This is a genomic window from Saprospiraceae bacterium (assembly GCA_026129545.1).
Classification (GTDB): Bacteria; Bacteroidota; Bacteroidia; order Chitinophagales; family Saprospiraceae; genus M3007.
In genome coordinates this window covers 2,239,651-2,251,111 of record JAHCHX010000001.1, presented here as the reverse complement: position 1 = coordinate 2,251,111, position 11,461 = coordinate 2,239,651, and the positions used below count along the sequence as shown (strand labels likewise).

Genomic DNA, 11,461 nt, shown 5'->3' with positions numbered 1-11,461 from the left:
ATGCTGCCCCTGCGACAAACGCTGCATTTTGCCAAAAAACTCAAAGCTGCCCACCCCCACTCACTGCTTTTTCTTCTCCAATCGCTCTCGTGCTTCACGGGCTTCCTCAAACGAAGGGAACATCTTGTTTGCCCGCTTGTAGTCTGCCAATGCCGCTTCTGGGTTTCCCTGCAATTCGGCGCTCAGCCCACGGTAGTAGTATGCTTTCACAAAAAGAGGGTCAGTTTTTACGGCGAGGTCGAAGTGGTCGTGGGCTTTTGAAAAAGAATCCAGTTCAAGGTAAATCATTCCCATGTCGAAATAGGCATTTGAGTAGTCGGGGTTGCGCTCTATGATGTCGCGGTATAGTTCAAAAGCTTTGTCGAACTCGCCCTGGCGTTTGAAAAACACGCCCTTATGCTCGCGCGCTTCCAGATTGGTGGAATCGAGGCGCAACACATTGTCAAAGTATTGCAGCGCGGCGGGGTTGTTGCGGTTGGTGTAAATGCGCCCGAGGAACAGCCAAGCATCTTCGTTGGTCGCGTCAATTTTTACCGATTTTTGCAAGGAGGCGATGGCGGCGGTGGTGTCGCCCTTGTCGAGCGCCACCCGACCAGCCATATAGAACGCTTCGGCGTTTTGTGGGTCGCGCCGCAGGATTTTGTCGAGGGTCGTCAGTGCGTCGCCGTGCTGTTTCACTATGAGTTGCAATTCGCTCAGTTTGAGCAACGTGGGGATGCGGTCGGGGAATCGTTCTGCGGCCAGCGTCATCACGTCAATGGCACGGCGCGAATCGTTGGGGCGGGCGTAATCGAGCAGCACGTCGGCGAGCAGGTGGTAGTAGGCTGGCCGCATGGAGTCTATCTGGAGGGCGCGGTTGAGGTCTCTGAGTGCTTCGTCGAAGCCGTCGAGTTTGGAATAGACCAAGGCGCGTTGGTAATACAGCGTGTCGTTGTTTGGATTTTTTTCAATGAGCGCATTTAGCGCCGCCAGTTCTGGGTCAATGTTTTGAGCGTCGGGCGCAGCGGCGGGTTTAGCGTCGTTTTTGCAGGAAAAAAGCAGGCAAAAAAGCAGCCCAAACAAGGGGAGTGTGCGGTGTGTCATGCGCGGTGTTTATTTGAAATGGTAGGCAAAAGTAGGGTATTTAGTTGAAACTCCCCTGTATAATCCCTCCACCCACCACGTCGTCGCCTTCGTAGAACACGGCACTTTGGCCGGGCGCGACGCCTTTCACATTGGCATGAAAAGACACTTCCACTTCTTTGCCGATTTGGCGAATGGTGCTTAAAGTGCCAGCATCGCGGTAGCGCACTTTGGTCACTGTTTCGAGGCCGTCGGCGGGCAATGCCTCATATTTCATCAGGTTGACTTTGCCGACGAGCATGCCGTTGCGAATGAGGTCGTCCTCTCGGCCCAGCACGACGGTGTTGGTGTCGGGGCGGATTTCCGTGACGAACATGGGTTCTCCCAGCGCGATGCCCAAGCCTTTGCGCTGTCCGACGGTGTAGAAGGGGTATCCTTCGTGTTGTCCCAAAATTTTGCCTGAAACATCCACGAAATGGCCGCCCGCCACTTGTTCGTCCAGCCCTTCCACGCGGCGGCGAAGGAAGCCTCGGTAATCATTGTCGGGCACAAAGCAGATTTCGTAGCTCTCGGCTTTTTTGCTGAGCTCGTCCCAACCGCGTTCGGCGGCCATGGCGCGCACTTCGGGCTTGGTGAAGGTGCCGAGCGGCATCCGGGTGCGGTGCAGGCATTCTTGGCTCAAGCCCCAAAGGACGTAGCTTTGGTCTTTTTGTCTGTCGCGGGCGCGGGTGATGTATTTGCGCCCATCAAGTTCGTTGATGATGCCGTAGTGACCCGTTGCGATAAATTCGCAATCAAGCATATCGGCGCGGCGAAGCAGGCTGTTCCACTTGATATGTGTGTTGCAGAGGACGCATGGGTTGGGGGTGCGGCCCGCCATGTATTCGTCCACAAAGTTGTCTATCACATAGTCGCCGAACTCTTCGCGGATGTCCACGATGAAGTGGTGAAAGCCGAGTTTGACGGCGACGGCGCGGGCATCGTTGATGCTGTCGAGCGAGCAGCAGCCGGTTTCTTTTTTGGCACCGCCGGCAGTGGCGTAGTCCCACGTTTTCATGGTGATGCCCACGACTTCCCAGCCTTCTTCGTGCAGAAGGACGGCGGTCATGGTGCTGTCAATGCCGCCTGACATGGCGACGAGTGCTTTGCCGAGTTTGGACATTTATTAAAAGGTTGGGTGGTTTGAGGGTTTGGCAAAACAGAAAAGTTGGAGGATAGGTTCGTTTTTAGCCAAAAATATCGTCCAAATCCACCTGCAATCCTTCGAGAAGCGTGGATTGAACCGTGCCTTTTTCAGTGGCAAAATCGGTCATCTTGTAGTCGCCCTCTCGCAGTGCGTACACTTCCACTGAGCGACTTTTGGGGTCAACTATCCAGTATTCTTGCACGCCTGTGCGGCGATACACTTTCATTTTGCGGTCGCGGTCGTGGCGATAAGTACCGGGAGAAAGGATTTCGACGACCAAATCCGGGGTGCCTTCGATGCCATCGGGGGTGATAATGGCAAGTTTTGCTTTCGAGATGAAAATGATATCCGGCTGGTAGTAGTCTATTTCGGTGAAATAGACATCGAGGGGGGCTGTAAGGTACTTCCCACCCAACTGTTTTTCACGGTTGAACTGATGTATGCGGGCGAAAAGGTTGCCGGAGGCATTTTGATGCTCGGGAGAGGGGGCTTGTTTTTTCACGATTTCACCGTCAATGAGTTCATGCAGGAATCCTTCCTCGAAGTCGTCGCGTTCGAGGAATTCCTGCACGGTTACTTTCTTTTCGGCAATGGCAAGCATATCGGTTGGCATAACAAAAATTGAACTCAAAAGTAGGGTTATCCGGTGGAATGTCAATGAACGCAACGGCTCATCCTTCCAGCGTTCGCAGGAAGTAGTCAATCTTCCCACCCATGTTATTCTCGTCTTTTTCGCCGATGGCTTTGCGGGCTTTTTCGGCGGTGGTTTTGGCCTTGGCTTTGTCGCCTTGACGCTTGTAGATTTCGGCGAGGGTGAGGTAGTATTCGGGCAGGCCACCATTGTCGGCAGCGCCTTTGGCCCATTTTTCGGCTTGATCGAGCGCCTTGGGGTCGTCGGGGAAGGCGCGGAGCAGGCTGATGACCAAGTCGTGCAGGCGGGCGGCGTTGTTTTTTACTTCGGTTTTCTGAAAGCTCTGAGCGGCTTTGAGGTAGTTTTTCACGTCCTTGGTGGCAGCGTAGTATCGCATATCGGCCTCAAGGCCAAAGGTCTCGGATTTGGCGGGCAGGGCGGATTTCATTTTGGCTTTGGCCTCGGCCAAGAGCGTCTCGCTCTTGAATTCGATGGCTTTTTTCACGGTCTTTTGACACGCTTTCTCCATGCGGGCGCTCACTTTTTCCTCGCCGAGCAAGGCGACGGCTTTCGACTGGTTTTTCACCAACAAGTCGAACACACGGCTATCGGCCTCCACAGCGCCTTCGTAAAGGAATTGGAGATTGAGGTCGGTGCTCAGGTCTTTCTGTGTGCTCAGATATTCGTTCGTGATTTTGAGCGAGGGCTTGCCGGCGGCATTGAGGGCGCGTATGTAGTCGAGCAGGAACTTTGGGTCGCGGTTGCCTTCTTCGTACAACTTTTCGTAGTCGCCCGATTTGTCGGCTCGCCCCACTATTTTCTGGGCAAATTCCAACAGCTGCTCGACGTTTTTCGCGCCGACGGCTTTTTGCACCACCTTGCCGGAAGCTTCAATGAAGAACAGGGTCGGGTAGGCGCTTACGGGGTATTTGCCTGCAAATTCCGCGTTTTCGGGCTTTTCCATGTCAATCTTCATGTTCACGAAGTTGGCGTTGAAATAGCTGCCCACCTGCTCCTGCGGAAACACTTTGGCGGCCATCATCTTGCAAGGCCCGCACCATGAGGCGTACGCATCCACAAAGATGAGTTTTTCCTCCGTTTGGGCTTTTTCCAATGCTTCGGCCCAGGAGCCTTGAAAAAACTCGATGCCTTGTGCGGTGAGCGAGATGGAGAGGGCAAGAAAAGTGAGTGCTGCGAGTATGTGTTTCATGGACTGTCAATGTGTTTAGTTTGAAAAAATCAGGCAAAATTACGGCTTAATCCCACCTCTTTGGGTGCGATTAGGTGGTCAATGTTTTGCAAATGCTCGGAAAACTTGGTGCAGGACATGGCTCGCCACTCCCGACCATTTTTAGGTTCTTTAATCGAATTCGTGCTTGTTACAAATATGCGATTTTTTCAACTTCCTCGTCGCTACAAGTCTCGTACGTCAAAGGTGGAGTGAAAAGAACAGTTCATTGACAAGAAAATCAGTAATTCGTGGAGCCGCTGGAAAGGGGAGGGGTATAGTCGCCCCAGAGTGGTTGTGAACAAAGCGGTTCATGCGACGACAGGCTTGCCGAGTCGCTGAAACTTAAAAGAGACAAGAGAGTCAAGCTCATCTTTGTAGAGGTGGAGTTTTTCGAAGAACTCCAAAATAGCCTTTTTGAACTCTTTGAAAGTGGGGTAAAACGTGGTGTTGATGACCTTTTTTCGCATGAATTTCCACAGGCGCTCGATGAGGTTCAGGTTCGGGGAATAGGAGGGCAAGAACAGGAGGACGACCCGGGGGTGCTTGTCGAGCCAGTCGCTGACGGTGGCGTTTTTGTAGTAACCGGCGTTGTCGGCGAAGGCGCAGATGCGCTCTTTGTCCGCGTGTCGGGTCTCGATTTTCTCCAAGAGAGCGACGGTGGCCTGGGCGTTGACCCACTCGCTGTGGTGCACGATGACCTCCTCTGGCCGGTGGGCGTTCATCGCGTCGCTCAGGTTGAGGCGCTCGCGGCCCGTGTTCGTCGGGATGACTTTTTCCTGCCCCTTTTTGACCCATGCGTAACTGCTCCGCGTGTTGTGGGTGGGATGCACCCCGTCGAGGGAAAAAACAGCCTCGTCCTCGGGCGTTTCCTCCAAAAAGGGGACAAACTGCTCCAAAAACGCCTCCTGCTCCGCCTCGCTGAACCTGCACGGAACCTCGCTCGTCTTTCTGTACACGAAGCCGAGTTTTTCCAAAATCCCCCGAACCGCGCTCAGCGAGTACCCCAAGCCGAACGCTTTTTCGATGAAATCCCGCACCTGCTGCGAACTGGTGAAAACCCCAGCCGAAACCTCAGAATCAACCCGGCCCAACTGCTCGTCGCTCATCTTCCCGCTGTAAGGCACGTAGTGCTTGTCCAGATACTTGTCCAAGCCGTCGGCACGGTATTTTTGAAGGCAATTGCTGATGGTGCCACGACCTATGCCCAGAATCGCCACCATCTCGTCGTAATCCTTGCCCATGTCCAACAATATCAAAACCGACAACTTCATGTACGAAAACTTGTCACGGGTGTTGCCGCGCAACTCCTCGACAAATTCCTTTTCCGATGTCGTCAGCAGTTTGCCTATCATGCCACAAAGTTATGTTTTCTCGATGCCCTGTTCAATTCCATTCCGGTTTGACTATAGCGGTTCGGGCTTTATTTCTCGTTAGCTTTTGATTGTTTCAAGTTTCATTCTCAGCAGAGGATAGTCCTTTCCTTGGTCATCTTTTTCTGTTCGTTCGTATGTTTTGAATCCGAGTTTTTCGTAAAACTTAACCGCATTTGTGTTTTGTTCGTTTACATCAACTTTGTCGGCTTTTAATTCTGAAAGAGCAAAGTCAGTCAGCTTTCTTCCAAGACCTTTTCCAATATATTCAGGTGAAAAGAAAAGCATTTCTATTTTTTGTTCAGCGAGACCAATAAATCCTGCTACTTCATCATTTTGCTTTAGACAATAAACTTCAAAATCATTAAAATTCAATGTCTGTACGAGTTGTTTGATTTCTTCAAAGTCAGTCGGATTTAGAAAGTCGTGAGTTGCTAATACAGATTTTTCCCAAATGTTGAGGATTTGTTCTCTGTCTGTATCTGTATATTTTGCTATTTTGAAACTTTGATTTGTCATAATTCCACTAATTTATAAGTCAATGTTTCGTGAAAAAATCAAGCGGCCAATTGGACATAACTTGTTGAGAATAAGAGTTCTTTGGTTTTAGGGTTGTTTTTTGTTTCGGTTGGGTTGAGGTTCAAGGCGGTCGAAAATCGTTCAAGCAGCGCCAGGTTATGGTAGTATGTTTTCAGTTCTACCATCGAGAAAGGGCCTCGCTCTTCTTTGTTGACGGGCAGCCAGTGGGCCGCCTTGGCCACCGATACCGCCCCGAGCGCGAGGTTGAAGTGGTTTTCCAGTTTGGTTTTGTCGGTGCTTTGGCCATGGGCGAGCCCGGCAAATTGCTTGTCATCGCGGAAGACGAACTCGATTTGGAAGCGCAGGGCGTACCGCTCCAATATCCAGCCCCAGTCTTTTTCGGTGTCGGTGCAAAAATAGAGTTTGTGACTTTGAACGGAGCCATCTGCCCGGAGGTACTCCACCGAGACAAGCATGACGATTCGTTTGAGGCACTTGACCCAGCCCTTGCCCGCCCGGACTTTCTTGTCTGAGTCTTGGCAAATCAGCGGCAAAAGTTGTTCGTCAAGAGCGGCCCAACGGATTTTGTCGCCTTTGACGCGCGGTCGCCCCTTCCCTTTTTTGCCTGTTGCCACCGGCGGTGGCGGGTAGTGCAGTGCGGTGTTCGATTTGAGGCAACCGATCACCTCGATGCCCAAGCCCGTCACTGGGTTGACAAAAGTGGAAACCCCAAAGTAGCCGTCCGCCGCCAGAAAACCGCCAAAATGCAAAATATCGGCCTTGCGCCCGGCGACCAGCGAGACGTAGTGCTCCATCAAGGTTCGGCCTTGTTCTTTCAACTCGGCTGACGAAGGGCTGAGCGCGGCCGACAAATGGAAAGCCGCATGGTGGTTCAAATCCCCCACTGCAAAAGCCCCGATTTCCAAATCGCGCTTGACGGCACCGGCTTGGCCCGACCAAAAATGGCCTAGACTCGGGCTATGCTTGCCGCTCTTGGAAATGTAACTCGGATCAAAAAACACGCAATAACTGCCACTGCCAAACTTATCAATCAATGAACGTTGAAAACCAACCAGTTCCAAATCCCTCCCGAACCAATTGTGAATCGTCCCCTCGTTGCGCCCAGACCAGCGGGCCATTTGTTTGAAGTTGATTCGCCAAGGCATGGTCAGCAACAAAGGAAAAAGTGTTTGCAAAATCCGACGACGGACGGCCGCAATTCCAGCCAATTCGCCTAGCATTGCACCCGGGGACTCTCGGGTTCCTGTCATAGCGTGTACGTGTTTAGGTGTGAGCAACCCAAACGTACGCGCTTTTTTGTTTTTCAACTATATCTACTCGCCTCAGTTATCCCGAAATTCTTCACGAACCATTGTCATCAGGATGCTTGAGTTGGTACCCAAGCACGCACGCGCGCCCGAGACGCTGTGCGAGGCGGCAGGCCCGAGGCTCGACAAAATGGCATCCGTGTCGGTGGATATCCTCGACCGCACATTCGAGATAGAGGTGATGCCTTGCGAAGACCAGTGGGTGTGGGTGATGGAAGCGGTGGAGACCCCGCAGATGTTTGAGGAAGACGAGTCGCCCCACCTCACATCGCAACCCGGCGAGGACAAAGAAAAAGCCGGCCTCTTTTTTTCGGAGACCGGCTTCTCTTCGGCAACTGCCGATAGGGTGAGGATTTGAGGCTTTGTGTTTTTTGCCACAAAGGCCCTAAGAAATAAACTTTGTGCTTTCGTGCTTTTGTAGCGGAATTTAAGCCACAGCACACTACTGTCGCACCACCAACTTTTTCACGCCCCGCCCTTTCTCATTTTCCACCGCAACGAGATAGAGGCCTTCTGGCAGCCCGCCTACTTGTAGCAGTAGCGTGGAGGTGCCAGTAGGTAGTGCCCAAGTCTTCAGCAATTGGCCAGTCGTGTTGAACAAAGCCACGCGAGTGTCCGAGCTGAGCGATTGCTCCACGGAGAGGCGCACGAGGTCTGAGGCAGGGTTGGGGGTCAGATGGAAGGAGATGTTGTCGAGCGCCTCTTTCGTGCTGACCGGGAAGGGCTGTATGCTGAACGTGCCAGCCACCAAGCCGCCCTCACCATCCGTCACGTCGAAGCGGAATTGGTCGCCGCCTGTGAAGGTGCCGTAGTCGTAGTAGCGCAACTTGCCTGCGTTGATATCGGCTTGAGTGAATCGGCTGCCGGGCAGCAATAGGCTGCCGCTCATGCGTAGTTCACCATGTTTGGGCGCTGTGATGAGTGTGAAGGTCAATTCGTTGGCAGTATTGTTCGGGTCGTCAGCTTTGAGCAGGTCATCGCCGATGAGTGCGTTGGCACCCGGTTGCACTTGCAGCAAGTTGTTGTTCACAATAAATGGCGCACTGAGCGACACTCCCGCACAGAGTTCGACCTCAAAGCCAGAAAGTGTGCCACCCGAGCTCACGAAATTATCTTTCACCTGCAAGGTCCAGACACCCGCAGAGCTCTCTCCGTTCATGGCGCTGAGGGCTTCGGAGGGCTTGGCCATGCTGCCGTTGTTGGGCGGGGGGCAGCCAAATGGCCCATTGGAGCTGTCGTCAAAACCGATGTTGAAGGGGCCATTGTAAGAAGCGCAACGCTCTTTGAACAACAGTACGTTGGTGCCGGCAGGGCTGATGAGCCGCACTTCCAAGTCGCGCATAAACTGGTGGTTGCCCTGCACTTTTTTCACGTTCACGTCGCTGAGCGCCACCCCGGTGCCCATCACGGTGATTTTCGACTCCACAGTGGGCGTGCCGTTGGCAGAGATGGACTTGGGCAAGTCATTGGCGCCAAACGTGGTGCAATTTTGCACTCTGGTCACAAAAACAAACGGTTCGGTCCAAGGGCCTGTGCCACAGTCGTTGATGGGTCGAACGCGCCAGTAACATATCTGACCTTCGCCGACGGGTTGCACCTTGAATGTGTCAACTTGCACATTCGAGCCTGAAAAAAGAATGGTGCCAGGCTCGAACGAAGGGCTGGTGCCTATCTGTACCTCATAGCTGTCCGCAAAAGAAGTGAGCTTCCAGCGGAGGGTGGGGCCGACATCCACGCTTTGGGCGCCATTGGCGGGTGCTTGGAGCGCCAAAGCAGAAAAGTCGTTTTGCACCACGCGGTAGGTTGAGGGAAATGATTTGGTCACGTTGTTGGCCGTTCCTTCGATGACCAAATCGTAAGTATCCTCCGCCACCGCATCTGGAAACTCGATGGTCAGCGTGGCGTTCGCACCCGGCAACACGGGGTTGGGGCTGAAAGTGGCCACGGCGCCGGCTGGCAGGTTGCTGACGGAGAGCGTGATAGGCTGGTCGAATCCAGCCAAGGCAGTCGTGTTGATTTCTGTGGAGAGCGTCGTGGGGGCGCAGATTAAGCCCGCCAAATTGCCGGAGCAGATGGAAAAATCCGGCTCGCTGGGTTGTTTTATGACAAACCCGACATCGGAGATGTCGAAGAAGATATTGTCAGCTGCTTGCACCCGCACCCGAGCAAGGTTGGTCACGTTGTTGGGCACCAATATGCAGGCGCTGCCGATGTTTGGCACGTTGGAGGCCAAAGTCACTTGATTGAGCAAACCGTTGTTCGTGCTGAGCAGGATGTTCACGGTCTTGCAATTGACCGGGGCCTTGTCGGTGTTGGCCACATCCCACGTCACGATTTGATATTCGCCCACATTCCACGCGACGGAGTTGGTGTTGGGGTGGGTGACGCGAAAAGGGCCGGCCTGCGTCGTGGAGTTGAATCTGATAGAGGCTATGTCCACGCCGCCTGCGCCGGGGTGGTTGTCGCGGACGGTGAATTTGAAATTGAACTCGCGGCTGTAAGTGGGCAACACCTCTACCGGAGTTTGTTGGTTGAACACAATTGAGTTGATACGCGGGAAAGTGCGCGAGGGGCTGTTGTTGGGAGGGAACGAACGAAACGAGGGTGATGTCAATTGAGGCTGTCCCAATTGGGAGGCAGGGCCTGTGTCGTATTGTTCCCAGCAATAAGTCAAATTGTCCCCATCAAGGTCGCTGGCTTCCCCTGTCAACTGGAAAGGCGTGCCTATCGGGATGAAAAGGTTGTTGGGGTGGGCGATGCTGGCCGTGGGGGCGTTGTTGTTCGTTTCGATGGTCTCGCCACAAGTGTTGCCAGTGCCCTCCCACATGAATTGCTGCACCTCGATGATGTTGCCCACATGGTAGTAAGGGTCGCTGTCGTTCTGGACGTTGTTGTTGTTGGCACACGCACCTGCGTACGACATGATGGTGCTACCGCTGCCCGGCTCAAAAGCAGTACCCGACGACAACTGGCCTTCATTGGGAGGGCAGTTGCTCCAAGTATGGCTACCCGACAGTTGGTGGCACATTTCGTGGGCTGCCACCAGATAAAAGTATTCGGAGGTCAGGTTGGTGGCAGAGGAAGCGCCTCGCGCTTTGTCGGGGTTTGAGCATACGCGCCCACTCACCACCCCTGCCGCGCTGCCAGCCACATAAGGCCCGAAGACGTGTCCCATGTCGTAGCTATTGATACCGATGATGGGGTTGATGGCGCCGGGATTTTGGGACATCCAATCGCCCACCGTGTTGCCTGTGTAGGGGTCAGTATCCGGGTCGAGAAAAACGATTTCATCGTTGTTGGGAATGAGCTCGAAGCGAACGCCCAAGTCGCGCTCCTGAATGCCGACGATAAAGTTGAGCGCGACGTTGATGGCTGCCAATGCTTGAGGCTTCGTGCCACCAAAAGCCTGTGTGTACTCGCCTTTGGCAGCAATGGCGGCGCGGTATTTTCTGATTCTGACTTTCTCGTTGCCACGAGCTGCCACGAACCCCCCTCCCGGTTTTTCAAATTCTTTCAGCAAGTCGAGGTTCTGCTCCACGCCACAAGCGATGCCGCCTCCCGGCATTTCATTGGGCAAATCCCTTAGCCTGTAGGCCGCGTAGAATTTATCCTGCTCGGTGGAATATGGACGAACCGACTGTATCTGACCATCCGCCTCAAACAGGAAAGCGTGGAACCCGTCGGGGCCAACGCCCAACCGGACAAAAGCGCCGGAGCCATCGGCAGCAGAGCCGGCGTAGTTGCGAATGGAAGGATATTTGGCCCCCAGCTCAGGTGCCATGATGGGCGATTCCCACACATAAAAAACGCGCAAAGCACCGTCGGCCATCGGCAAGGTGAGGCTAAGTGGCTGCGACTGCGCTGCGGAAGTGAACTCCATCGGCGCTTCCAGCAAGGCGGCTTTCATGGCAGCGAAATCCAACTGAAAAGTTTCGCTTTTCAGGGGCTTGATTTTCCGCTCCGCCTTCGCGGGCAAGGCGATGGACTCCGGTTTCACGGGTTTCCAAAAATTGTTTTGGGCAAAAACAGGAAGTGAAAGCCCAAAGACGAGTAACGAGGTGAAAAATTGGCGCATGGTCAATTTGTTTTAAAAAATGTCTTTGTCTGGTAAGTGTTCGGTCGCTGACCGGAAAT

Annotated in this window: 9 protein-coding genes; 1 reads left to right on the top strand and 8 read right to left on the bottom strand. The window is 53.5% G+C overall.

Annotated features, from left to right (window positions below):
- Positions 1-60: 60 nt before the first annotated feature.
- The 7 genes from KIS77_08605 to KIS77_08575 all read right to left on the bottom strand — a co-directional run bounded on the left by KIS77_08605 (position 61) and on the right by KIS77_08575 (position 7,174).
- The gene (locus KIS77_08605) at positions 61-1,083 is read right to left on the bottom strand and encodes a tetratricopeptide repeat protein (protein MCW5922390.1); all 1,023 of its coding nucleotides are present in this window, start codon (positions 1,081-1,083) and stop codon (positions 61-63) included.
- 40 nt (positions 1,084-1,123) lie between these two features.
- A complete protein-coding gene (gene mnmA / locus KIS77_08600) occupies positions 1,124-2,224 on the bottom strand; it encodes a tRNA 2-thiouridine(34) synthase MnmA (GenBank protein MCW5922389.1) in 1,101 nt (366 codons plus the stop codon).
- A 64-nt stretch (positions 2,225-2,288) separates the two neighbouring features.
- A complete protein-coding gene (locus KIS77_08595) occupies positions 2,289-2,849 on the bottom strand; it encodes a Uma2 family endonuclease (GenBank protein ID MCW5922388.1) in 561 nt (186 codons plus the stop codon).
- A gap of 70 nt (positions 2,850-2,919) precedes the next feature.
- On the bottom strand, positions 2,920-4,089 hold the full coding sequence (locus KIS77_08590; protein ID MCW5922387.1) for a thioredoxin family protein: 1,170 nt from the start codon (positions 4,087-4,089) through the stop codon (positions 2,920-2,922).
- A 329-nt stretch (positions 4,090-4,418) separates the two neighbouring features.
- Entirely contained in the window at positions 4,419-5,462 is a 1,044-nt protein-coding gene (locus KIS77_08585) for an IS630 family transposase (GenBank protein ID MCW5922386.1), read from the bottom strand.
- A gap of 78 nt (positions 5,463-5,540) precedes the next feature.
- Complete coding sequence (locus tag KIS77_08580) at positions 5,541-5,999, bottom strand: GNAT family N-acetyltransferase (protein MCW5922385.1); 459 nt, start codon at positions 5,997-5,999, stop codon at positions 5,541-5,543.
- Positions 6,000-6,037: 38 nt separating this feature from the next.
- A complete protein-coding gene (locus KIS77_08575; GenBank protein ID MCW5922384.1) occupies positions 6,038-7,174 on the bottom strand; it encodes a transposase in 1,137 nt (378 codons plus the stop codon).
- 208 nt (positions 7,175-7,382) lie between these two features.
- Between KIS77_08575 and KIS77_08570 the strand changes: the two genes are divergently transcribed.
- Positions 7,383-7,685 carry a hypothetical protein gene (locus KIS77_08570; GenBank protein ID MCW5922383.1) on the top strand — a complete coding sequence of 101 codons (303 nt, stop codon included), beginning with the start codon at positions 7,383-7,385 and terminating at the stop codon, positions 7,683-7,685.
- An 84-nt stretch (positions 7,686-7,769) separates the two neighbouring features.
- Here KIS77_08570 and KIS77_08565 read toward each other — a convergent pair whose 3' ends face one another.
- A complete protein-coding gene (locus KIS77_08565) occupies positions 7,770-11,402 on the bottom strand; it encodes a proprotein convertase P-domain-containing protein (GenBank protein MCW5922382.1) in 3,633 nt (1,210 codons plus the stop codon).
- Positions 11,403-11,461 lie beyond the last annotated feature (59 nt).